The 24,341-nt window shown below is 50.2% G+C and carries 20 protein-coding genes and 1 CRISPR repeat array; of the genes, 11 read left to right on the forward strand and 9 right to left on the reverse strand.

Annotated features, from left to right (window positions below; genetic code table 11):
- Positions 1 to 717: 717 nt before the first annotated feature.
- On the forward strand, positions 718 to 1,596 hold the full coding sequence (locus PRZ02_RS05805; protein WP_449464890.1) for a DUF47 domain-containing protein: 879 nt from the start codon (positions 718 to 720) through the stop codon (positions 1,594 to 1,596).
- Positions 1,597 to 1,870: 274 nt separating this feature from the next.
- Here PRZ02_RS05805 and PRZ02_RS05810 read toward each other — a convergent pair whose 3' ends face one another.
- Positions 1,871 to 3,304: a S53 family peptidase gene (locus PRZ02_RS05810; RefSeq protein WP_449464891.1), complete on the reverse strand. Its 1,434-nt coding sequence runs from the start codon at positions 3,302 to 3,304 to the stop codon at positions 1,871 to 1,873.
- 353 nt (positions 3,305 to 3,657) lie between these two features.
- A complete protein-coding gene (locus PRZ02_RS05815) occupies positions 3,658 to 4,278 on the reverse strand; it encodes a hypothetical protein (RefSeq protein ID WP_449464892.1) in 621 nt (206 codons plus the stop codon).
- A gap of 1,196 nt (positions 4,279 to 5,474) precedes the next feature.
- Between PRZ02_RS05815 and PRZ02_RS05820 the strand changes: the two genes are divergently transcribed.
- Complete coding sequence (locus PRZ02_RS05820) at positions 5,475 to 6,653, forward strand: adenosylcobinamide amidohydrolase (protein ID WP_449464893.1); 1,179 nt, start codon at positions 5,475 to 5,477, stop codon at positions 6,651 to 6,653.
- Positions 6,654 to 7,215: 562 nt separating this feature from the next.
- Here PRZ02_RS05820 and PRZ02_RS05825 read toward each other — a convergent pair.
- Positions 7,216 to 8,328: an aldose 1-epimerase family protein gene (locus tag PRZ02_RS05825; RefSeq protein ID WP_449464894.1), complete on the reverse strand. Its 1,113-nt coding sequence runs from the start codon at positions 8,326 to 8,328 to the stop codon at positions 7,216 to 7,218.
- Positions 8,329 to 8,905: 577 nt separating this feature from the next.
- Complete coding sequence (locus tag PRZ02_RS05830) at positions 8,906 to 9,463, reverse strand: hypothetical protein (RefSeq protein ID WP_449464895.1); 558 nt, start codon at positions 9,461 to 9,463, stop codon at positions 8,906 to 8,908.
- 214 nt (positions 9,464 to 9,677) lie between these two features.
- On the opposite strand from PRZ02_RS05830, the gene PRZ02_RS05835 reads away from it, so the two are divergent.
- Both PRZ02_RS05835 and PRZ02_RS05840 read left to right on the forward strand, forming a co-directional pair.
- A complete protein-coding gene (locus tag PRZ02_RS05835) occupies positions 9,678 to 10,001 on the forward strand; it encodes a hypothetical protein (protein ID WP_449464896.1) in 324 nt (107 codons plus the stop codon).
- A gap of 118 nt (positions 10,002 to 10,119) precedes the next feature.
- Positions 10,120 to 10,290 carry a hypothetical protein gene (locus PRZ02_RS05840; protein WP_449464897.1) on the forward strand — a complete coding sequence of 57 codons (171 nt, stop codon included), beginning with the start codon at positions 10,120 to 10,122 and terminating at the stop codon, positions 10,288 to 10,290.
- Between the two features lie 118 nt (positions 10,291 to 10,408).
- On the opposite strand, the gene PRZ02_RS05845 is transcribed toward PRZ02_RS05840, so the two are convergent.
- The 4 genes from PRZ02_RS05845 to PRZ02_RS05860 form a co-directional block, all read right to left on the reverse strand.
- Positions 10,409 to 11,278, reverse strand: coding sequence for an SDH family Clp fold serine proteinase (locus tag PRZ02_RS05845; protein ID WP_449464898.1), 870 nt, complete (start codon positions 11,276 to 11,278; stop codon positions 10,409 to 10,411).
- A 453-nt stretch (positions 11,279 to 11,731) separates the two neighbouring features.
- Positions 11,732 to 11,914 carry a hypothetical protein gene (locus tag PRZ02_RS05850; RefSeq protein ID WP_449464899.1) on the reverse strand — a complete coding sequence of 61 codons (183 nt, stop codon included), beginning with the start codon at positions 11,912 to 11,914 and terminating at the stop codon, positions 11,732 to 11,734.
- 718 nt (positions 11,915 to 12,632) lie between these two features.
- Entirely contained in the window at positions 12,633 to 13,286 is a 654-nt protein-coding gene (locus PRZ02_RS05855) for a hypothetical protein (RefSeq protein ID WP_449464900.1), read from the reverse strand.
- Entirely contained in the window at positions 13,255 to 13,794 is a 540-nt protein-coding gene (locus PRZ02_RS05860; protein WP_449464901.1) for a hypothetical protein, read from the reverse strand. Before PRZ02_RS05860 ends, PRZ02_RS05855 begins: the two co-directional genes overlap by 32 nt.
- A 1,402-nt stretch (positions 13,795 to 15,196) precedes the next feature.
- On the opposite strand from PRZ02_RS05860, the gene PRZ02_RS05865 reads away from it, so the two are divergent.
- The 7 genes from PRZ02_RS05865 to cas3 all read left to right on the forward strand — a co-directional run bounded on the left by PRZ02_RS05865 (position 15,197) and on the right by cas3 (position 22,330).
- Entirely contained in the window at positions 15,197 to 15,364 is a 168-nt protein-coding gene (locus tag PRZ02_RS05865; RefSeq protein WP_449464902.1) for a hypothetical protein, read from the forward strand.
- Between the two features lie 407 nt (positions 15,365 to 15,771).
- Positions 15,772 to 16,968, forward strand: a complete 1,197-nt coding sequence (locus tag PRZ02_RS05870; protein ID WP_449464903.1) for a hypothetical protein — start codon at positions 15,772 to 15,774, stop codon at positions 16,966 to 16,968.
- Positions 16,969 to 17,035: 67 nt separating this feature from the next.
- On the forward strand, positions 17,036 to 17,404 hold the full coding sequence (locus PRZ02_RS05875) for a hypothetical protein (RefSeq protein WP_449464904.1): 369 nt from the start codon (positions 17,036 to 17,038) through the stop codon (positions 17,402 to 17,404).
- A gap of 11 nt (positions 17,405 to 17,415) precedes the next feature.
- Entirely contained in the window at positions 17,416 to 18,381 is a 966-nt protein-coding gene (gene cas7i, locus PRZ02_RS05880; protein WP_449464905.1) for a type I-B CRISPR-associated protein Cas7/Cst2/DevR, read from the forward strand.
- On the forward strand, positions 18,350 to 19,117 hold the full coding sequence (locus PRZ02_RS05885) for a CRISPR-associated protein Cas5 (protein WP_449464906.1): 768 nt from the start codon (positions 18,350 to 18,352) through the stop codon (positions 19,115 to 19,117). Before cas7i ends, PRZ02_RS05885 begins: the two co-directional genes overlap by 32 nt.
- Positions 19,092 to 20,237: a hypothetical protein gene (locus PRZ02_RS05890; protein WP_449464907.1), complete on the forward strand. Its 1,146-nt coding sequence runs from the start codon at positions 19,092 to 19,094 to the stop codon at positions 20,235 to 20,237. The genes PRZ02_RS05885 and PRZ02_RS05890 overlap by 26 nt, the downstream gene beginning before the upstream one ends.
- Positions 20,238 to 20,242: 5 nt before the next feature.
- Positions 20,243 to 22,330: a CRISPR-associated helicase Cas3' gene (cas3, locus tag PRZ02_RS05895; RefSeq protein WP_449464908.1), complete on the forward strand. Its 2,088-nt coding sequence runs from the start codon at positions 20,243 to 20,245 to the stop codon at positions 22,328 to 22,330.
- Between the two features lie 315 nt (positions 22,331 to 22,645).
- On the opposite strand, the gene PRZ02_RS05900 is transcribed toward cas3, so the two are convergent.
- A complete protein-coding gene (locus tag PRZ02_RS05900; protein WP_449464909.1) occupies positions 22,646 to 22,906 on the reverse strand; it encodes a hypothetical protein in 261 nt (86 codons plus the stop codon).
- A gap of 131 nt (positions 22,907 to 23,037) precedes the next feature.
- A CRISPR array of direct repeats spans positions 23,038 to 24,311; the repeat unit is 24 nt; unit sequence CTTTCAATTCTCTCTATGAGATTC.
- The last annotated feature ends 30 nt before the right edge of the window (positions 24,312 to 24,341 follow it).

Here is a 24,341-nt window from a genome sequence, read left to right on the forward strand (position 1 = left end):
GACGCAAACGGTGCGTGCTCGCGAAGAGGCAACCCGCTAAGGCAACTCGCTTGCCGAGTACTTCGCTGGATCAAACTCGAACGTAAACCCCTACCTCCATTAGTGTTCCTGCAATACCTCAGTCATCTTCAAGCTTCACCTGAGCCTTCTCCGTGACCGCGTTATTTGCCCAGAAGCCCTTTCGCTCTCATCATGCAACTCGCCGCCTACGGTGCACGATGCACGCTGCACCGCAAAGGCTTACGTATTTTCATGTGTAATGGCGTTACCCGTGCACTAAGATAAAAAGCCATGGGGAACCGCAGGGAGACCACGTAAGCGTCTTCGCAGCAGCCTTCCCTCCGACCCGAAACCGGGAAGATCGGCTCATTCCTAGCAACCGCGCGTCGAGCGCCCGCACGCGGCAATTATACCAGAGATAGCTGTCAAGTGAGGGATGCTAGGGCGGTATCGAGCGATCGTGGGCCTAACGCCACGGCTGACAACGGCGTCAAGGTTTCACTCGCGGGAAGCCTAAAGAGCAAAAACAAGAGCCCGCTGTCCTCGTAATGCCGGCGGGCGTAAGGCAGGAAGCCGCTTAAGGCACAACCCTACGCAAAAAGAGGGATCGAATACTTCAGCGCACCGGATCGAAGAATTCAGCGAATCAAACACGCCATCAACACTTTATTTCACATCAAGCTTAAATTAGAAAGCGCGCGAAATATTCTAGATAAAATGTGGCAGAAAAGTTTGGGCAAACTTAGCTTTATTGGCAAAAAAGAGATTGCTACAAAAGAACTTATTCTAAACGAAGTCAAAGCCGCAAGCGAGACAGTGAATTCGCTGGAAGGGGTGATAGCCGCCTTAAGCGCGGGAGACTTGACCGTCCTCAAGGCCGAAAGCGAAAAGGTATCGATGAAGGAGGAATCCGTGGACGAGATCCACAGGAAGGGCATGATGATCATATCTGAGGGCGCGTTCTTCGCCGGCATAAGGGAAGACCTGCTAAACCTAATGGAGGGAATCGACGACGTAGCCGACTACTCGAAAGACGCTTCCCGCGTCATATCTCAGTACCCACTCAATCCGGTGGAGTACAGGACGACGTTTTCTCACGAGGAGCCCATGGCGCTGGTGAAGAAGGGCGAGGAAGCCATGTCAGTTCTAGAGCAATGCGTAAGCCTGCTCTTCTCAAATCCGAAGCAGTCTGTGAGGTTAGCGGTCGACGTGGAAAGGAAAGAGCACGAGGGAGATGAGATTAAGGAGCGCCTTTTAGAGGAGATATTTGAAAGAAAAGACTCCTTAGACGTACTCACCCTCCTCGAGCTGAAGGACTTCATACTCTGGCTCGACAACGTGATCGATGCCGTCGAGCACGCCTCCGATGTGGCCATAGTAATAGCCGCCAAGTCCGGCGTGCGAACCCACGCCCCTGGCCTTAGCTGGCCGCCTTTCTATAACGGGAGCAAACAGCGCCTCCGCGCGCCGGTCCCCACCGTTGGCGCGGGCACAGCGAATACGATGGGGCGCTCTTGTTCCCTGGGTTCGGAAGCGCTACGGGGTAATTCTCGAAGGATGAAGCCAAGCACGATAGGCCGCACGTTAAGCGGGTAATTGGGTCCAACGATCGCATCCCTTATGCTGATCCGCTCCCACCAATTTTCACGGTCGCTTTTTGCGCCTTCCGCTTTCTCAAAAGCGCTGCCCAGGGCTAACCGACTTGGGCCCTCTTGGACACGTTAAACGGACTTCTTAAACTCCCAGCAAAGTCCCATGGGCACGCGCGTCCCCGCTCTCGGTACCCGTCACGGCACTGCATGCCTGATTGAGAAGAACTCCCCACCATACCCCAAAAACTCGAGCTTATGGCCCGTTAGCGCGTTCGTGCTTAAGAGCCCAAAGCTTCAAGAAGGGCGGTTGCCCGCGGGGAGCCCCATCCCGTTATGGCGTCCCATCCCGGTGAGTAATAGTAGTAGCCGTTGTTGTTAAGCGCGTAATAGGGTTTGATGACGTTGAAGTACTGCTGATAAGACTCGCTGAGAGAGTAAATCTTGGCGGCTATGGGCAAAGCGCTCGCCGACGATTGAACGGTGCCCGCGCTGGGCATTTGGCCCGCAACGGCACTTATGAGGGCCTGCGCGCCAAGGGCGCCCGCGTGCTCGGATTGAAGGTCGGCGATCAGGGCAGACCACTGAGGCGCCCCGCAGCTGGTGCCTCCAACCCCGTACCACCCAGATAGCACGTAAGTCGTGAGCTGGCCGCTCGCGCTTTCCTCTTGAATTACGTACGGGGTGCTGTCGTATATCCACAGGCCAGCCCATCCCGTGGGGCCGTACGGCGACATGGCGACGTAGCTCACGTCCGGTACCGCCCTACCCGATGGTAAGGCCGCGCCGGTTGAGGTGGTTACCTCGATAGCCGCGTCGCTTTGCCATGAAGGTTCCTCGAAGTAGCTGCTGACGCCTCCCCCGCTGTCAACCCAAAGGTACTCAGAAGTGCTCGCTATGTGAGCGCCATCCAAGCTCTGTGTGCCGTACTGCGATGAGGAAAGCGTCAGGTTTGTCCCTCCCACAGCGAGCACGTAGGGATCGGAAGCGGGATAGTTGACGTTGGGATACGCGAGGCCGTTGTAGGCCCCGTCATCGCCTGACGAAGCGACCGGGGTTATGCCCTCGGAAATTGCCTGCTCGAAGAGCTGGTGGAAGGAAGAAATGGAACCTGGCCCGGTGACCTGCTCTTCGTAGGGCTCCGGCAGGCCCCAGCTCATGGATATCACCTGCCCCAAGCGCATGTCCACGGCGAACTCGACCGCGCGATAAAGCGCGGGCACAGAGTCGCTGCTCGCCTCAACCAAAACTATGTCAGCGTATGGCGCCATGGCGTGAGCCCACTCGACGTCAAGGCTTGTCTCCACTGCCCATCCCTCCCTGTCCTGGAGGGTGGAGCTGGAGGGGCCGGGTAACCTGATCACCTGCAAGTTCGCTGGGGGCAGCTGAAACACGGAGTCGAACACCGCGAGGTCGCGGTATATGGTGGGGGAGCCGAAGGCGTCGACTATCACTATGGTCTCGCCGAGCCCGGGATACATGGGGAGATCGCTAAACCCGTAATAAGAGGCGATCTGCCGCGGTGCGTAAGGCGGGCTTCCCTCCGGATACGCAAAACCGACGTGAACGATGCCGGAGCTGGCCTGGCTGGGCGCGAAGAGCGGCATGACGTAGTACGAGAACCTGTATTCCGGCCCGCTTGCGGCAACGGGATAAAAGAGGGCCGAAAGACTCATCAAAAGGAGAGCAAGAACCGCAATAGCTTTCAGCTGCATAATGTGCGCTTCAAAACGCAATAAAAGCATTTCGGCCCCCGTCCTCTTTTGAATAAATCTTAGTCCACGCTTTTTCTCGATGACCCGCTACCGTTGGGGCAAAAAAGCCAGGGGTTAGACAGGGTTGGGAACCGCGTGCCAAAGCGGAATCGGGATTCATGTCCTGAGATTAAGAATGCGGAAGCGTTGCGCAGGACCTTCAGCTTAACTTCCTTGAACGCCTCCTCAGTTAGCCCCTGCTTTCCTGCGCTGGGTTCTCATGGCTTTCGGCGTTCCGCCGGAGCGTGAAGTTCAGCGTCAGGAAAAACACACCAAAATGACCCCGAGGGCGAAACTCCTTGGAGGCCTAAGCCTCAAGGACGCTCTCGCGGAGGGGGAAGAGATCTTTTCAGCAGGTCGGCGTGTTCTTGGGTTATGTCCTCCTCCGCGTACTTGATGAGCTCCGTCTTGCCATCGCTTATCTTAACCTTGAAGAACGAGAACTTCCTCGCGGAAGCGTCGGCCGTGAACACCCTTATCTCGCGAAGGCTCTTGAGCCAGGCGAGCACTTCGGCCTGCGATAGAGCGAAGGATAGCTGCTTCGTGGCCAGCCATACCCTCACGTGCACGAGAAGAGACCCAGCGTATTTAGCGGCCATCAGCTGCTTGAAAGCTTCAGTCGTGAGCTCCGCGACTTCCGTCATCCTTTCCTCTCCTCCAAAGGCCAAGTACACCCCGTCGGGCTTGAACTGGACGACTTGGTCTCCGATCTTCTGCGTTCCGTCAAAGTTGACGACCTTCACCTTGCCCTCTCCGTACCCAGCCCTCTCGTAGTAAGCCACGATGGCCGCCGTGGATATGGACTCGCATATCCTATCTGGGTGAGATAATATGAGCAGTTTGTTGACGCCTTCAAACAGGTGCAACCCCACCAGGCGACCTGTCAGTGCCCTCAGGTACACCTCCTCTTCCAAACTTGCCCTAGACGCTGACATAAAGTTTTCATCCAAGGGAACTTACGCCTTTCTGCTCTTCTGATCAGCTGCAAAGAACCAAAGATGGTATTTCCCGCTAACGCCCCTTGCGGTGCTTTCCTCAGCTGGCGCGAGAATCCCGCTTCCCTTCTTCCGCCTCGGCGATCCCGACGGCTGGCTTGCGGCCTCTTGACCGCTCCGGGAAGTTTCTAATGGGGACCACGAAAAAAGCTTGGTACTCGCTTAAGTCCCAAAGGGAAATAAAAGGCTAGACGCGCCGACGGCGTGTGCTTCTCTGCTGTTCCACGGCTTCTCGGTAGCATCCTCGGATGCCCCGAAAAATCCAAAAGGCTTTTGCTGGCTTTAAAGTTAAGAGTTCGTGTCATGGCACATTCAATTCGGAGGGCACTACAAGAAATCGGTTCACACCCATCGAAGGGAGCTCGATGCTTCTTGCCTTGCAGGCTGAAAGGGCTTAGCGCTTGCTCGCCCGACCTTCACATGGTTTTCTCACAAGCCATTGGATGAAGGGAAACCGCCGCTCCCGGCTTCGGCCTCGCTTATGGCCTCGCTTATGGCCTCGCGCGCGAGCCTCTCAAGCTCGCGCTGCAAATCGGTTTCCATGGCTTCCGGTCCCGCACGATCAGCACAGGGGCCTCCTCAACCCCAGGCTAGGCATTGACGTAATCCCTTTGGATGCTCCCACGCTCGCAAGCCCTTGGAGGCCTGCAATCAGCTCTTCCGCGGAGAGGTCGTGCCTATCTCCCTCATAGGTCAATGGGCTGACCCCTTCCTCACCTCGTTCCACCGCATCCCGTCTGCCGCAAACCAAAAAGGACGAGCGACAAAAAGTGGTCATCGGCCGTTTTGCCGGTTGATAATGGCTTGCTGCCGAGGAGAAGCCGGCGAAGAGCCCCATCGGGAAGGCCCAGCAGGAGCGATCGCTGTGCGCGCGTGAGGTATTTTGATCTGGCAGCTCAAGCGCGACCCCCATCTCCTTTAGCGGCGAGAAAAGCCGGCGCGCTTCCTGCGCGAAGGCCTCGGTATTCACAACAGCTTGGCTGAACGCGGCATCGAGGCCTGAGGCTTCCCTCGTGTGTCTCGGCCTTGAAGTTCTCCCACAGGGCTGAGAGAAAGCGAGGACCAGAGGATATCCCTGAACCCTGAGCTTATGCCCTCAAGAGCGGCTTCGCAACGGTACAGCGGGAGGAGCGCCAATGCCAGCTGCCTCGAGAGCCGTCGCTAAAACGAGGAAATCCATTTATGGGAGGCTGGAAAGCTCGCAGGAAGAGGGTGAGAAGACCATGGCGCACGTAATCGCCGAGGGCAGCGATTTCCTCCTCATAGACCTCGAAGGAGAGTACCTTTCCCTCTCCACCTCGGGTTGCCCGAAAGCTTACGAGGACGTTAAGTACCTGGCCTTTAAGAGGGTTCCCAAGGACTTCGAGCGCGTGGACCTAGACGCTTACTGCAGGGAAGCGTCGAGGAGCATGGGCGTAGACATCCATGAGACCGTTATCTTCTTAACGGCAGTAGACCTGAAAGGGTACTCGAGGAGCTCGTACAGCTATGGAGGCTCGAACGCGGAGGCTTTCGTGACCTATGGGGTGGACTCTCCGTCGTGCTTCGAGGGGAAAGGTCGGGAAATTGGGACCATAAACGTGGCTGTAATACTTGACAAGCCCATGAGCAAGGTTGGGCTCCTCGACGTCTTCAGGACGGTTTCAGAGATAAAGGGGATGGCATTTTCGCTCGGCGGCCCCATGTGTCCCTCTCATTCATCGGTCGGAACGGCATCTGATGCCACGATGGTCGCGTCCCCCGCGGGGGAAGAAAGGTTCGGGGGTACGGCCACGGAAGTCGGGATCTCGGCGTCCATGGCAGTTCTGAAGGCTCTCTCCCAGCAGATGGCTTCTACTCCAGTTAACGAGTACGCGGCGAAGACGCTTGGGTTTAAAGACCTCGATGAAATCGTGGAAATCGCCATGAAGGCATACGGAAAAGCCCCAGTGCCCTCGCTGAACGACGAGGAGGTCGAGAAGGAGATAGGGGAAGAGATGAGCGCGCTATGGAGGGACCCGAACCTGAGGATAATCGTGAGGAGCGCTAGGCTTGCTGAGTCCTTTCTATCGTTAGGCCTTTTCCCCGGTAACGAAGTCGATGAGTATAAGAGAGATTCCGCGGGCATAATAGCCGACGAGGCCCTGGGCAAGGCCATCGCGGAGTACGTAAACGGGTTCAGAGGGCTCCTAGCGTATTACTGGATCGACAGGATCAAGAAGAGCGACAAGGACCTCGAGGAGCTGGACAGGCTTCCTCCCATGACCGATGACGTTGTTGGCGCAATTATAGGCGGTGTCCTGAGCAGGATATATGACAGGCATTCGAGGAAGTGAGCCTATGCATGCTGAAGAAAAAAGAAGGATAGTGAGGAAGGCCTTCCTGAAAGCATGCGAGAAAGGGCCCAAGGAAAGGCCGAGGCAATGCCGAACATGGGAACCTTTAACGCGCTGCCCTGATTAGACAACGCTATGAGCAACGCTATGGGCAATCGATTACCGCCAATCGCGTTAACCCGCTCTAAGCAGCGTTCGTACTGCTCACCTATAACTCCCCTAGCTCTCATTCTGGACGCGATCTTGCTGTAAAACGGTGGCACTTTTCCTCGCGCGTTTCACAGCACGAGCTGCTAAAGGGCTTAAGTTCCTGTGAAGCCCGCGCCGTTTCTGCCCAGGATTCAGGGCCAGCGTTGCACCGGCGTAAGGCCCTCGGGTGATGGCGCTCTCGATGGTGCTCTCATGTTTTTTCTTTGAGGAACTTATCAGGCAAAGGCCTTGCGGTTACTTGCGAGCGATCGCCTGGCTCTGCCGCCATTTAGTCAAAAATAATACAGAAGTTAATACAGACCAGGCCTTCTATGATCATGAAGTTAAATGTAGAGAACCGCTGGTTGTTAATTTACCGTCGCGATCCCTGTTCGTTGGACCGCTTCAAGAAGTCTTCAACGTCACCTGCCAGCGCTGGTTTTTGCCCCCTCGTAATGCTGTTTACCTCTCTCACAAAGCCTTCCACTTGATCTGGCCCATCCAGCACCTCGACTTCTATCTCGATGCTCCTCTCCTCCCCGGGAGATAGAAGTTCAAGCGTGCGGCGTTTTCTCTCCTCGGCCCTGCCCATCACTAAGGCGTTGCTCGGCTCCAGGCCTACCACGTAGGTTCCTTCTCCCATCATCTTCCACTCTATGAACCTCTTGAGCACATCCCTCTTGAACTTAAGCCTCAGCCCTAGGTCGCCGTTTACCAGCCCAGCAAGCGCAAAACCATTCCCGTCGACGGCCAGATCGTGGAAGTACACTTTCTCCTTGTATCCCTTGGTTGGCGGATCAAAGCTGTCAAACGACTCGTGGCCTTGCCAAGCCTCATCGTCCCGGGGAACGTACAGCCTTGACGTGGTGATCAGCTTTGCGGAGGGAGAAAGCAAAGGGTAGCCTAGGTTAAAGTGATAAAGCATCATGAATGGAGAGTCGTCGAAGCCCTCGTTCCTAACGAGGTCCCTTATGATAAACGAGTTGGCTCCCTGCTTCATCTCTATCTCCCTCCTCAAGACGAGACTTGGCCCAAAAACGGAGGCTTCCCTGACCTCGCCCTTTGCCCTTATCACGTACTCGTCACCTTCCCACTCGCCTGTGGCCGTGAAGCTGCGGGCAGGCGTGTAGGAAGCCCTGCCATGAAGGCCAAGCTCTTGGCCTTCGTCAACGCAGGGAGCACCCATGTAGGTAAGACCACCCGTAACCAGCAAGCCACCGTAAAATCCCCTCGGCCATCCGAAACCCTGGGGCTCAAAGAACGCAGGCGAGGTGAAGCCGGTAGGGCTATTCCAGCTAAGCGAGCGACCCTTATACTCGGCAAAGCCTATGTCCATTCCCCTGTCCGCTAGCACCAACAAATTCAGACCAGAACCCGAACGAAGAAGGGCGCCTCTGACACCTAGCTCTGGACCGTCCAGGAGCTGCAAGAGCAAAGCCCCGCCGAACTGTGCCATGCCGCCAAACCTAAGGTCCTCCCTCTTCATGACAGTGGGCCTTGCACGTAACTTAAGCCTTTTCTTCTCATTACTTTGTTGAATAAATCCTAGACCATGCTTCCGCTAGTTTTCCTGCTCGCTTTGTCCTTTCACACCCCTGCTCTCGCGTAATAGGCTATGGCATCATAGGCCCAGGCCCTTTAAAACGCTTCCGGGGTGAGGGCCTGCTGCTTCCTAGCGATCGCATCTTTGATAAGCATTGTAGAAAAGGCGCGCCTCCGAAGTTTAGCATTAAAATATCTACATGAAAGGTTAGTGGGGAGGCGCTGGCACGGAACCGCGCGAAACTCATAAACCCAGAAGCTCCGAATAAGCCGAACCCACTTAGTAGAAGCACCTTTACCACAGTAAAGGACCCGGTGGTAGCAATATGGAAGAGTAAGAGGGAAAAACTCGAAACATAGGGCGCCTTTCAGGGCGCTCCTTTCATTATTAGGCACCCTGATTAACTCACATAACAATAAAAACGTGTATAACAATAAAGCGGGATTCCAAGGACTTTGTAACAATTGAGATGCTTGTTATCAGCCTTCTATAGCATTCTATAGATCAAAAAAATGTTCCGTTAATCCTTACCTTTGTCAGGTTGCAATAAGGCATAGGCTACTGTTGCTATTACAAAAATTCCTGCTATTACAATAGGCTTCCATTCCGTTAAAGATGTTGGAGGCCTTAATTTTATAAAATAATAGTTTTTTACTTCCTTTATCCATTTCTTAGCTTTATTATCGAATATATGAAGCTTACTGTATATCGACATATAATAAGTATATACTTCATAAATAGCTGGAACTGATTCATATTGTAAATGTTCAAAATATTCTCTACTTACTTCAAAATGAGCATCCATAAAACCATCTTCATAAATTCTAACATGTAACTCCCATATGTTGTGAAGCTTTAATGAAAGAGAATACTTTTCACCCTTATAAAATTCTAAGGAAACATTTTCAAACCCAGAATGATTTAAAGCTCTAACCACGTCTTCAATCTTACTCTTAGGTACAAATAGCCTTAAGTTTCCCTCAGTTAAAACATACTTACTGGGCAGTTTATTAGATGTGCCGTCAAAATAAACTACTTGCCTGGGCAAATATGTCGCTAAAGCGACTTCACGCTGCATAAATATTTTTGCATGCGCAAATTTAAGCTTTTTTAGAACTATTATGTTTGCTTTAAATTTTGCTACATTGGGCTGGCAAATCTGGACGGCGCAAGTCCTTTTTGTCGCTTTGACTTGAACTTGTTTTTAAACGCTTTTCTCTATTTGGATTATTGCATAATTCCAATAAGCATTTTCAGGACGCTAGATAAGTAGTAGTTAGAGCCACAATGGTATGGTACCCAAGAGCTCTAACCACTGGGATATAACTTGGGCTAAGAGAGATAAGCCTAGCTCCAAACGCCATCGGCGTTCCTACAACGAGGAGCTCGTCATCAGGGGGGAGTTCCTCCTCGATGTCAGGATCTTCAAGCGCTGGAAGAGGGAACTGAAGAGGGTCAACAAAAACAAGAGGGGAAGGCCCTACCTCTTCCCGGTAGTAAAGGGAATTCTTCTTAGGAAGTTCGGCGAGGACACGAGCTCTAGGAAGCCTCCAAACGCTCATTGCAGAAGTCGTGCAAAGGGCGTGGGCATACGACGCGGTGGCCTGCTACGCTAGGGCAATGACGTAAAAGGGCAAAGCGAGTAAGAAAACTAGGGGGGAAGCATTGTCGAGGATTTATTCAACAAAGCACATATACCGAAACCCATATATTCGGCTAAACATAGACATATATATGTCCCTGAGCGAGCTTATGGTTAACCCAGAGTGGAAAAAAGAGTTAGAGAAGATCGGCATTTCTCAGGAGTTATTCGAGGCCATACTCGCAGCGGCACCCGCACGCCAATTTACATTAGGCTATCCTCAGGTAAGGATCCAGAGGACGTATGTTCAGGAGAACCGCTAGGCGGCGCTTTGCGCTCGCCCTGGCTTTGAGGTGGCATGACTTGTTGCTGCGGCCTTGCCGTACCGGGTAAGGGCTGCATAAAGATCTGAGCTACAATCTGGAAACTAACCTTTTTGTTCTAAAAAAGGATAAGGCCTTTATTACCCGGTGGGACCTCGGCCATAAGGCTTCTGAGCGCTCTACGGTGGTACTGTATGAGTACAGCTCCAAGCTCGTCGTTTGCCTTAAGGGTGTGAAGTTCAAACCCAAGGTCCTCCAAATCGTCCGGTGTGACCTTTATCTCATGCGACAACGGGACGTCAACGAGCTTTTTCTTTACCTCTTGAATTTGTGCTGGCGTTAGACGGCCTTTAAGTTGTTGGTCTACCGTGTTTTGGACTAGTTTGATGGCATCGAGAGCCTGCTGATACAGCACGTAATTTTGAGATCCGAGTATGGCGGCCCGCTCAGCGGGATCACGAGATTTGATGTAGTTTGGTAATGTAACTTCGATAAGTTCCTTAATTTGCCTTGCCGAAACCACCTGCGGCCCCTGTTGCGTGCTTATGACAATCTGAGGATCTATGGGGCCAAAGCTTGCTGTCTCAAGGGCAATTATGCCATCTGAAAGAAGTGAGAGCAGCGTGCCAGCCGACTTCGCCACGTTGACAACTATGACGTAAAAACTCTTGCAATATTTCTTCGCTCTTTGAATAATTTCAGAAGGGAATGTTGCTTCCCCTCCGTAACTTTCTAGTATCAGTGCAACTGATCCCGCACCAACGCTAGCCGTCCTTATTAAGTCGTCCAGATATGTAACGTGAGCTAGGCTCATTGTGGTGTATCCAGCAACTGCTGTATCAAGAGTATTAGCAATATATGAGGCAACCGATAATTTCTCGTTAAATGCCTTAGAAAGCTCTTGCTCTATCTGAGACAGTAGTTCCCTTCTTTTCGTTAGGTAAAGATTTTCCTGCAATATTGATTGAAGGTCGGAGGCGTTTGACATAAAATGCCCGGGAGCCATGATATATATCTTTTGCTTTGCGTTTACCCTCGCGAGCAAGCCCAAAAACTTCATCTGCCAATTTGTGAGATGATTGGGAAGGCTAAGTTACACAAGAGAGTTACTGCTTAACGTTAGGTTAAGCTGGCAAGAAGCGGGTAAGCCCTAACGCGATTAACCCTACCATGATACGAGCCTCGGATGCATGGCCGTCGTTTACCCTCGTTCGAGTTTCCTCGTACAGCAGCGCAGTCCTCTTGTCAACCTCTCTATCCTCCTGGCGTATGCCTTATGATCTCCTTCTTCCTTACTCCTTTGTCAGCCTTTCTCCATCAACGGCCCTCTCGAGCTTCCTCTCTAAGCGCTCTGTTGCATAAATTCAGGGGATAGATTTAGTGCTGTTCCCTTCCTGTCCTGCATTTTCACGCCCTAGCCCTCGCGTGGCACGCGACCGCGTCATATGCCCACGCCCCTTGCACGGCATCGGCGAGCATCCTCACGGCCGGCTTGGCTTCGGAGTGGCCTTTCCCCTTCAATGTAGGCGTAAACGCTTGGCAGCTTTTCCGGCATCATCTTAGATACCCTCATGAATGCCGTCGTGTAATCGTCTGCCCTACGGATCAGGTGAAAGGCCCTCAAAGCGCGGGCTATGCCCTCTAACCCGCGATAGTCAACCCACTGATGCCAAATTGCTTGCCACTTTACAAAGGAATCCAGGAAGAGGTAACGCTTTCCCCCTTTCGTTCCTGTTTGCTTTTCTCAGTTCCTTGTTCCAATACGTGAAGATCCTGTATCGAGAAGGAACTCTCCCCCTGATAACTAGTTCCTCGTTGTAAACGTGCCAATCACGTTTAGGGCTAGGCTCGTTTTGCTTACCCGCAGTTGAATCCCAGTGGCTAGAGCTCTTGGTGGGCATATCATTGTTGCTCTAACCACTAGTTGTCCTGCGTGCTGAAAGTGCTCTCTGGAATTATGCAACTATCCATCGCCAATAAGTTAATGCATAATTCTTGAAAGAACATTCAGCACATAGGGTAAGCAGGAGTTACAACCATAAGATCGTGCTCAAAAGTATCTAACTACAAAAATATAGTTACTGTGGAGAGAATATGACAAAACCATTTAACTGTTTCGCCTATGCAAATCAAACAAAGTTAGACTTACAGCAAGTACACAGTATAAGGTCTACCCCAGTTAGTATTATGAAGCCAGCGCGGTCGCATCAGTAAATTTTTAAAACCTCAGGAATAAGACCTTTATACTACGGATGTTACGCGGACTAGCATATATTAAACGCTGAATCGGCAACTATAAATGTAGGCCGGCTGAGCTTCTTATAGAGAATTTAATTCTTATGCTAACATCTGTCATATATTTCAGCTAGATTTGAATATAGTTCTTTGCAATCGTCGTTGCTAGAACATATCTGATCAATAGCACTTGCGTTACCTAATACGAATTCGAGCTTGATTATTAACTCGTCAACTAAATCACCAACCTTTTCTAAATCCACAACCCTTTCGGCCTTTCTGCTAATATCCAACATATATGAGTTCCTAAGTTTTAGAATTCTGCGGGCCTTTTCGAATATGGGTTCGTAATCCCCGATCGGCTGGATCTTACTGGATAATTTGTCATTTGACTGGACCAATGAACTTCCTAGACGATTATCTACATACTTTCTAATCACTTCGTAAAAAAGTAAGAATAGTAAGTATTTACATTCATGATCTTCGTCGAGTTTCTTTATTTGCTTTTCAATGCTTTCAATAAAGTAGCGAAGTTGGTCTAAAGACTTAATGAGGTCGCTGCCTGAGCTTATGCAACATATCTGATTAACCTTATTTAAGTAGTTGTGCTTAAGCTGAACTAAGTAAGCATACTTGGAGAATTCTTCCATTGCCGACGCCAAGTGGATAAAGGTATATCTATTATCATACCCTTCCTTTTTTAACAGCTTAAAAATACTAAGCTGCTTCTTAGCCTCTTGAAGATAGTCCTCTGTGTTCATACCAATCATCTCGGCTACGACTTACTAGCACTGGGTTGCCCTCCTGATTTTCGTAAACGCACAGTTCTTTGACAATTTTCTCGGCAATGTCACCCATTAAGTAACCTACTGCACCACCAAGGATAGCACTAATTACGGCCTTGCCGAGATCGTCGGTAGAGGCGCCAAGTAGCCCACCTAAACCTGCACCTCCTGCTGCACCTTCAACTTCATACGTAACTGTCTCCAGAATCTTTACTATGTTCCAAACGAGATTTACCTCCCTTAAGAACTGTATCGTAGGATAGATCAGTTCACAGGGATCTCCCACTCCGCTCCCAGTCTTTAGAGGGTTGTCGTGGTTTATACGAAGTTCTAATGCAAACAGGTATCCTTCATCATTAGTATGGCGAAACAACTTGCCTGGCTCCACGTTCAAGTACTTAGAAGCCACGCTTTCTAGGTTGCTTTGGGGAGGGAAAGATGCATGATTCAGCTCTATGAATATCCTATAATGATACGTAGGCATGATGTAACTCTATGCGTGGCATTAAAACTTTTTCTTGTTTTTATTGGAAAGACATGCTGAGAACAAATACCGCCAAGACCGACGAATCTCCTTAACTTTTTCTCGTATGATTATATAGGTTCCAATAACAATATTTCTCGTAAGTTTTTACTAGTCTGCGCCATTTGGTGCTTTTACCTCCGCACAAGGAACTTCCCAGATGCTGTTCGTGAGCATCGCAGCCTGCGTCTGATCGCTGTTTTACACGAGGCCGCGTAGATCACATACCAAGCCCATAGTTCTCGACCGTTTGAATGGTGATAAAGCCGTCGAAAAACATGCCTACCCAAGAAAAGTTCAAGGCAAATTACGCGAGGCTAAGCTTAATACATCTTTTGCAGATTATGCCGATCATCTTGATCTGTGATAGCGTCCTTCCAAACGAGCACCGCGCAACAGGATGCAGAAATCGTTCTACGCAATTATCGATCCAATTGGCAGGCACGCTGTCGCTCTGCGTTCCCTCAAACACGTATGACGCCCTTTGCAATGCCTTTGTAACGAGGATCTACTGCTTCCTTTATACAGTGTACTTACCGATAGTTAACCAGCTTTTATTACTCATCGTAATCTACTCTGTGAAACGGTATTTATGAGCAGCTGGATCTCATTGCCTATCGCACATGGGCATGTAGGTGTACTCGCTTGGCGCGTTGCCATTAAGCCACGCGATGTTGGTGAGGCTCGTGATCGCGATGTCCCTTTGCCCCACCTCCACAAGCGATGGATAAACGAACCTGCCATCGGTGCGCCGCGGACGTCTGGGCTCCAGCGAAAGGATTTCGGCCTGGCGTTCAAGCCCTTGCAGCCGCTGCTACTTTTTACTTATTCATCATGACGGCCCTAACTTATTACGTCAAGGGCGCACGCCAGCAACTCGTACGCCACGCAGCTCACGAGGCTAAGCCTGAATATAAGGCTTGTAGTCAAAGCCCTGATAATCCGTAACCGATCTTCAAGCCTCAATGGGACCTTCGCCTTGACACCCTCGTTTGCCCTGTCCAGGAGCTCCCTCGCGTCCCTCTGGCCCGCAAAGAGGGAAAGGCAGATCGAAGCCCTTCAAAATTCCGAACTTTTCGAAAATTTGGCTTGCGTTAAAAAAAATTCATGCGTGAAAAATTGGACTAGAATTGAACGTCGACCTAGCACAAAAAACTGGTGCTACTTGGTCCCGCTTTGCAAGTTCAAAAACCAAAAAATAAGATGCCCTATAGGGGGCCGATTTTTGTACAATCGTAAAAATCGTAAGGACCCGTAAGCCGCGTAAGCGTCAGTAAGCCCCGTAAGGGCTCGTAAGCCTCCACATGGACCCCGTAATCGTTCGTAAAAATCGTAAAAGTTAGCGCTGCGGCTCCACCTTCATATGAAGGCCATTCACGTCTACCTGCCAGACCACGTGAGGCAGGCGGTGGGCGGCAATGGAAACCTCACGGAGGCGCTGAAGGCCATCCTCGAGGAGGTAGCCGACTCCGGAGATTCCTCTTGCCTTCCCCAGGAGAAGAGGCTCCTCTCAGAGGCTAGCGCTAAGTAAACGCCCCCCTCAAGTTGAAGGGACCTCGTTGAGAAGCTCAGGGCGAGAGCCGAGAGGGAGGGCGTCAAGCCCTCCTTTCTAGCCAGCGTCCTCGTCATGAACTACGCGCTGAAGAGCAGGGAGGTCAGGGTCGTTCACGCAGCCTTTTCCCCAGGGGGAGGAAGTAAAGGAGTTCGTCGAGGACGGGGACAGGTCTCACCTTAGGGCCCTCGTTAGCCCTGGCTAGGTGGCGCTCGGCAAACCTTACGCTTCTTGGATCGGCAGCGGCCGACGCCATCTCCTCGCTGGGTTACTCGCGCGAGCTGAGCAGCGCCCTCTCCCTGAGCCCGGAGGAGTGCTCAAGCGCCCTCTCATCCCTCCTGCAAAAGCTGAGGGAACTGGCGGAGAAGGGGAAATCCTACGGCGAAGTGAAGAGGCAACTGGACAGCGCGATGAGGGAAAACCAGAGCCTTAGCGATAAGCAGAGGGAGATGGAGGAGAAGCTGAAGGAGCTCTCGAATAAGGCGGCCCTGTACGATCAGGCAAAGGAGCAGCTTGACGAAAAGCTCGCGGAAAGCGAGGAGCTGAAGAAAAAGCAGAAGGACCTCGAGGATGAGGTGAAGTCCCTTCGGGATGAGCTTGCGGGACAGGATGAGAAGCGCAAGAGGGAGATGGATGAAAAGTTCGCGGAGCTGAACGAGGAGCTAGCAGACAAGAGAAAACGGATAAGGCAGCTCACCGAGCAGGTAGATGCGCTGAAAACGCAACTGGAAGACCTTAAGAAGACGGAGCTAGACGAAAGGGTCACCATGAACGCTGCTAAGATGTATAACGGAGAGCTCAAGAACCAGCTTAAGGCTAGGACCGATGAGCTCGAGGCCGCGAGGCAACAGCTGAAGAGGCTGCAGGGCGAGCACGACGACCTCCTCAAGAGGTACTCGCAGGTCGAAGCTGAGATGAAGAGGCAGAAGGAGGAAAGCGACACCAAAATCTCGGCCTGCGAGAAGGCCAGGCAGGAAGCGCAGCTCCTAGCCGAGAAGAGGGGATGGGCCGTCGGGCCCCTCTCTCTGGCGCTCTCGCTGACCGCCAAAGAGGTGGATCCGGTGAACCTGAGCTGGGACGCACGGGAAGCCGTAGAGGACGCCACGAAGGCCGCGTGGGAAGAGAAGTTTCTGGGGCTACCGGAAAACATTGTCTCTCTTGAGCTTCCAAAGGGTCTTGATCCCAGGTACGTGCTCGCGTTCTGGACTGGCCTGTTTGACTACGCGTCGGCCAGGTTCGTCGCGGATGCCGTGGCCATGGCTTGGAAAGAGCTCGACGCGACGCCAGCGGGCGCGATCACGGCAGATAAGATAAAGGAGTTTACAAAGATGGTCGATGCTAAAAAAGAAAGAGCAGACGAGTTCCTGTCTACGGCCTCGGTAGAGCTGTTCGACTCCTACTCGAGCGTCAAGAGATTGCTGGGCTTCCTGAGCTCTGATGAAATCAATCATGAAGCCCTTTCACTCGTAGGCTACGCCGACGGCGTAAAGAGAGAGGTCGCAAAGAGAATGGAAGACCTGAGTAAGCTCGTAGCGTACGCTGCGCTCGGCAAGATCGAGGCAAGGAAGTCGGGGGTCATATGAACACGATGATAATGAGCAACTTTAGACAACGAATAAATACGTTTAAATCTCAACGCACAACACTCTTATGCCAGAAGAAGAAACCGACCTCTATAAGTGGTCTTATCGGGCCGGGCGCACACTATTTGATTGCCTTAAGCAACAAACTAAATCCCCTGATGATTCGATAAAGAAGCAGATCCGCAATTTCCTTTTAACGCTCAGGTCAGAACAGAACCCTGAGCGGTTTAAGAAGCTTCTGATCGGGGAGATAGCCTCGATAATGCCTGACTGTCAAGGCAAAACCCTGGGAACTCCATCGCAGCTCCATGAAGACAGTCGCTGGAAAGTTGACGAGTTTTACCGCTATAGCGCCGCGATACTGGCCGGGCTTTACGATGCCGTGTTCTCCAGTAGCAATCAGGGAACCCAGCAGGGGAATTCCCAGGAAGCATGAGGTAGATAAAAATGACCAAGAGAGTTTTTGCTTCGCTTGCGCTGGCCGTAACAGGGAACGTTAACGCTGATTCCGTGGTAGGAACTAGGGTTACGATGAAGAAGATGGTATCGTGGGACCAAGAAATAAGGGCATTTGTGTCGCCCCGTTGCGTGAGGAGGAGTATAAGGAAGGCGCTCTCAGAATACCCAACTAATCCACCCTTCGAAATAAGCCCCCAGCAAATGAAGGGCGGACAACTTGCTGACATAGGTGATCCTGTTCTTTACATAGATGACGACATATTTGGCTACTTTTCTCCTGAAAAGGGCTTGGGAAACGTCCAACCAGCTAGGCCATCTCCCATCAAGGTTTCTCCTTTGATCGCTCTGCATCACACCGAGATAGGCGTTGAGTTCGGAGGTAGATTCCCGAGAAAGGACATAAGCGCGAAGGCACAGGAAGCGAACCCCGCTCCATTTGAAATTGAGACCGCTAAGTGGCTCGGTGAACTCCAAGTGATAGCAGAAGACAGGATAGGAAAGTTTGCAGAAGACGAACTGACGAAGGAATTTGCTGGGAAGTGCGAGAGCGAGTATAAGCAGCGTGTGTCAAAGAAAGGCAGCATTTACTTGCTTCCAGATAATGAGAGAAAAGCGCGCGCAAAGGCCTTCTTTGACGTGCTGCTGAGAAAGGGATGGGAATTTCCAAGGGCTTCCGAGGCTGTCAGCGTGCCTGAGTATCACTACGCCGTGGCCGTAGCCACCAACAGCTTCATTCCAGCAGGCAACCTGTTAAAACTAGATGAAGACCTTAAGCTGGAAAAAGAAAAAGTGAAGCAGGCGCTTTCGAATTACGACTGGGATTTCGCCTACATAATCGACTACGAAAGCAACAAGCTTCTCATGCTAATGCCCGGAGGGCAAGAAAAAGAAACCGATCTCAGCAAGCAAGAGCTGAACAACCTTGTCGAGCAACTCGCCACTTACATCGCTTGAGGGAAGAAAAGCCGTCATTTTCGACATAAGTTTTCAAACCGCTCAGTTCAGAAAGCACCTGCTGAAGCTCTACAGGGATACGTACCTAATGCCCCTTCCCTCAGCAGTGGCTGGAATGGCTGGCGCAATTATGGGCATAGACAGGCAAGACCTCCGGGAGTTTTCAAAAGAAAGCGAACTGTACGCTGGCTCCCGCATGATCGGTTATAAAGGCACTGCAGAAGAAACGGTAACGATAACAAAGATAAAACCGGGCGAAGTGATTCCTACCCCTAAGAAAAGCGTGTTTATTATAGAGCCGAAATACCGCTTGGCGATATCGTTCAAGGATGACGAAGCGGCGTCAAATTTATATGACAGAATCACAAGGCATGAGTTCGTCTATGCCATATATGGAGGCAACGATTATCACTTCGTTAAAGATGTATCAACACCGCAGTTAGGCACTGTTACGGTTAGCAAAGAGGGATACGGGTACTGCAAGCTAGAGAATTATGTGGGATTTGTGCCAGAATCTGACCAAAGCTTCGTGCAAATAGATTTAGTTAACGATGGCTCCGTTACTAAGTACGCGTTCGGACTTAACTCAAAGCTGCTGCTAAACGAGCCGCAACCAGTCGCCCTTGCACCTGAAAGCGATAAAATATTTCTACATCCCGTACACATATTCCTCAGGGGCTCGAAAGAAATAGCGAAAGAGGAAGAACAGAATGCAGAACGAGAACGACCTCTTTAACGCGATCAAGGAACGGATTAAAGATGCTATAGAAGTTCCCCAACCGAAAGACCTTCTAGATCTTTTGAGGAACAGAAAAGAATACATCGAGAAGTTTGGCATAGCACTAAGCGGGAAGAGGATAGGGAAATGCAACCAGAGTTGGTCCAGTCAGCGCACGAAGCCTGCTAAAGAAGACAAAGAAGCTATATTGTGCATGAACCAAGTTGTCACCGTAGATCACCCAGTACTTGCAAAGGTTCTCGATTATGGCAATGGAACTGCAAAGCTGAATCAGGGAAAGGTAGTTGAAATAATCGACCAGCTTTACGCGAATCCTTCCTCAGATGTAGCCATGGACCTTGCTGCCGAGCTACGCGAAGCCATAAAAGAACAATTCTCTTCGTTTGTTGCAGAACAGCTTGTGAAGTATGAAAAGGGTATCAGACCCGCGATGATGCCTGGAAGCGTAAGCAACAAGGAGCTCCTAAACTTATATTATGGAGATGAAAGTTACTCGTTAAAGGACACATACGGTTTAGCATCTTCGCTTATTGAGTCAACAGGAGTAGGCCAGAGCATTTCGATTTATTTTTACGGGGAATTTGGCACATATATCAGGCAAAAGGCAAGTTCGTACGGATCAAAACACTTTTCCGCTGATGGGATTGGCTCCAATAACTTTGAGAATTCTCTTCCATACGTGGAGCTGATCCGTTTGTTGGACTTTATTTACCAGGAGGCAGGTAGCGATGAAAAGGAGAGAGTCAAAACTATGATGCAGGAGGCCAGCGGCCTGATCTACGTCACCCCTGGAAAAGACCGCGATGAATACAGCACCTACGTAATCCCAAGCCTTAGAACCTTCGTCAATAACTGGCTGTTCAACGATAAAAACAGAAGTGCTTTGAGCGGGCTGCTTAAGCAGATCTACATAGCCGCGTCCATTGAATACAAGAAAAGGGGAGGAGCTGACAGCCAAATTAAGGTTCTTTACAACACGCTTGAGTTTGCATGCCAATCCTTAATAGAGATTGGAAGCTTTCCTCCGCAGGCGCTCAGAGAGATCGCCGATCTGCTAGTTGAAATTGGAAGCGAAGGGGGCGTATGGCTCCAACCTCTGGCCAATCTAACGAGCTGAACCATATGAGCGGCGAGATGCTCATAAAAGCGTACGAAACCGCCAAAAAGATGGAGATAGAGCTTGATAGCCCGAATCTTAAAGAAGCACATCCAGGAGAAACGTTAATTCAACATGCGCTGAAATGCGAGGATTTATCTCTCTCGATTTTGCATGATTATTCCCTTGATGAGTACGCCCAGCTTGCTAAAGCCCTGAGCGAGCTGCATGACCTTGGAAAGCTCGACCCAAGCTGGGCAATCGGTATCAGAAATTCGGTAAGGCACGCCGAGAGAGGAGAGGAAATACTTAAGAAAGTTGAAGCGGATGAGGGTTTCCGCTCTTCGCTGGGACTACAAGAAGCATTCATACCCTTGTTAAACTACTTGACGAAGAGCCATCACTCAGCCCTAAGGAGGCCTGATTTCTCCACATCGAAGGCCCTGGGTTGGATTTCTGACAAGCGGACAATAATAGATCTAGCTGACGTTTTTGGCGCTTTTAAGCTGGCTGACTTCATTTCATCCTCCTCAATCCAGATTTCATCACCCTCGCGCGTGTGGCCATCCCCGTCACAACTCGAAAACCAATCGGGCTTGGGTACAGCCAGCGGCACTGGGATAGACCAAGAGAAGCTAAGGCTACAAGAGCGCATAGCTTGCCAAGAGGGAAACGCATTCATAACTGCTCCAACAGGCTGGGGAAAAACGATCGTAGGCTTACTGAAAGCTGCTTACTCACAACCGAGGAAGCTATTCTACACGCTGCCTACAATAACGGCCATAAGAAAGATGATAGATGACATCAGCAAGTGGGTCGGAGCTGATGACGTCGGTGAGTATTTTTACTTTTCTGACGTCGATCTCCTTAGAAAAGGCGCTGATGATGATAGGTTTGATGCTTATCGCTTCTTCCTTCCTAGGGTGAACATAACCACTTTAGACCAATTCCTTTTGGCAATGCTAAAAGTCGGAAAATATCACATGAAGCGGTTCGCGTTTCGGAATTCCGCGATAATTTTAGATGAATATCACCTAATACCAGGCGAGATGCTAGGGGCACTTGCGGCCGCAATAGAATACTACAGGGACGTCTACAGGTATCAGCTCGTCCTGATGACGGCCACGCCACTCCAAACTTATAAACAAGCCCTGATCGACGCTCTAGGCGAAGGAGCCTTTGCGGAATATGACCTATCGATTGAGTATGAAAAGCTGAAGAGACACATCATCAAACTGGTTGACTCGCCATCGGAGCTTCCGTCTATAGAAGATATGGTGAAAGAGGGGAAAAGGGTTCTAGTCATTCAAAACACTGTACCACGGGCAATAGACTTCTACAGAAATTTGAAAGCTGACGGAAAGCTCTTAATTCATAGCCGGTTCGCGGTCAAGGACCGCTACGATAAAGAAAGCGAAATCCAGAGATGCAGGGTTCTAGTGGCAACTCAAGTGGCCGAAGTTTCGCTTGACGTTAGCTTCGACGTCCTAATAACGGATTTGGCGCCCATCCCTGCGCTAATACAAAGATTTGGCAGAGTTAACAGATACGGTAAAAGCGCCCACGACACGAACGTCTACATCTGGACGGAGACCCTTGAGTCGCCTGAACCTTATAAAGATTTTGAATTAAGAAAATCACTTCAACTAATCGAAGAATGTTTGGAGGGTATAAATCAATCTGGAGAGGGCTCATACTTGGGTATGATTAGCAATTATGAAAGCAAGGTAAGGGCAGACTTAAACAGTGAAATTTCTGAGGGCAAGAAGAAAGCATCGAGCGTATTTAACTCGATTTATTGCATAGATCAACAAGAAGAGGAATTCATAAGAAAACTTAGAGGTGATCCTTCCATCTTAGCCGTGCCCTATCCCTATATAGATGAAGTGAAGAGGCTTTTCTCATCCTTAAGAGGAACCGACTACACGACAAGAAAAAAACTGTACGCCCAAATCAAAAGCTACCTCCTACCTGTTCCGATAAATTTAGCCCATAAAGCTCTAACCTACACAAGCGACATACCTTTCCCTGTATCGAATCGCGAAAAATCAAATTATACGTACGAGCTAGGCTTCACAGCTAATCGAACAAAACACAGTGCTTCATATTTTTGAGTTAAACAAGAACTTGATTAGTCCTAAATTCTCTAACTTGATAAATCAAATACTAGCTATCTGATTGCACGGTAATATTAGTATAATGAATTTCTAAGCAGAAGTGCGCTGCTCAGCAGCGCGTCATTTTCTTTGGTATGTCCTGAAGAGATACCGCCCTTACGAGAACTAATAGAAGAGAGCCAGCATACTAAAAAGCGATGAGCAAGAGCCGCTGAATGTTGCCTATACGCTTCTACCGCTATCTCCAGCTTCTTGACGCTTGGTAGCCTTTCCGGCGTCATCTTCGACATCCTCCTCTAGGCGGTCGTGTAGTCATCTGCCCGAGCAATCATGCGCAAGAGCTTCAGGCGGCGAGCTATTCCTTCTAATCCGCGATAGTAACCTTGACAAGACGGCCTGCCGCTTGATAAATGAATCCGGGTAGAGGCAGGGCCTAACGCGCTTTTCCCTGTTGGCCTTCTTCAGTTGCTTCTTCCAGTGTCTTAATATCCCGATGACCAGAAGGAACTCGCCCTTGATGGCCATCTGCTCATTTAAGGAACGCCAATCACTAGCTAGACTTATTTCCCTCATCGGCAGATTTATCTCAGTGGTTAGAGCTTTTAGGCACCATGTCGTTGCAGCTTTAACCGCTAGTCATCTCATTTCTTGAAAGCCCTCTGGGAATTATGCAACAATACAGTTGCAGTGCTGGAAATGTTATCCTTTCAATTCTCTCTATGAGATTCCTCGCCTGCTGCATGCCCTGCCCTCATCTGTCTTTCAGACTTTCAATTCTCTCTATGAGATTCTCTCCATCACAGGGGTGGTATAACGCCTCCGTGCCCGCCTTTCAATTCTCTCTATGAGATTCTCCGCGAAGTCCGCCCACACGGTTATCGGCTGGTTGCTTTCAATTCTCTCTATGAGATTCACCCCAATCTCCAATCGGTCCGTGACTTCCTCACGTCTTTCAATTCTCTCTATGAGATTCCGACGTTCTGGAATCTGACACGGAAGTGCCCCTGGACTTTCAATTCTCTCTATGAGATTCCCTTCTGGACGGCTCCTTTCCCCAAGAATTGCATGATCCTTTCAATTCTCTCTATGAGATTCCGGTACCGTGAACGTTATCGTCCCCCTTTCGGTCGTGGCTTTCAATTCTCTCTATGAGATTCCTCCTTTTGAAAGATTCGCCCAGGGCTGAGGCTGCCAGTTCTTTCAATTCTCTCTATGAGATTCGGTATGCCATTATATGAGGTCGAGGTCAACTTCAGCTTCTTTCAATTCTCTCTATGAGATTCCGACGAGACATTTGTGGGCTCCCAGGGCCAGACTCCTGCGCCTTTCAATTCTCTCTATGAGATTCTAGGGAACGTGGGAGGAGTAAAGTAGCAATCAACGCCACTTTCAATTCTCTCTGTGAGATTCCTCCTTGAGCCTCTGCTTAACGTCGTCATGAGTGATATCTCTTTCAATTCTCTCTATGAGATTCAGAGAGCACGTAACTCCACAGGCCCAGGCCTCCGGAGTTAGCTTTCAATTCTCTCTATGAGATTCTCAGTTCTTCTATCACTCTCTTGCTAACCCGTGGCCTACCTTTCAATTCTCTCTATGAGATTCGAGGATTTTGCGGAGGTCATCAGCGCCATCGAGAGTGCTTTCTTTCAATTCTCTCTATGAGATTCTGCAACCGCAGTTGCGGCAGAGATCAAGCGCCGCAACCTCTTTCAATTCTCTCTATGAGATTCCTGGAAGAGAATCAGGTTCCGGACGGCTTGGAGCCTTTCAATTCTCTCTATGAGATTCTGAGCTCCTGCGCTTCCTCAACGGTCAAGGCGTCGTCGATCTTTCAATTCTCTCTATGAGATTCAAGTGGATCAACTCTATATATGACTGAAAGAGTTGTTCTTTCAATTCTCTCTATGAGATTCCAGTCTCCCAGACGGACGTGAATGCGGTTACAAACAAGTCTCTTTCAATTCTCTCTATGAGATTCAAGTGGATCAACTCTATATATGACTGAAAG

It is taken from the genome of Tardisphaera saccharovorans (genome assembly GCF_046635845.1).
Taxonomy (GTDB): Archaea; Thermoproteota; Thermoprotei_A; order Marsarchaeales; family UBA168; genus UBA168.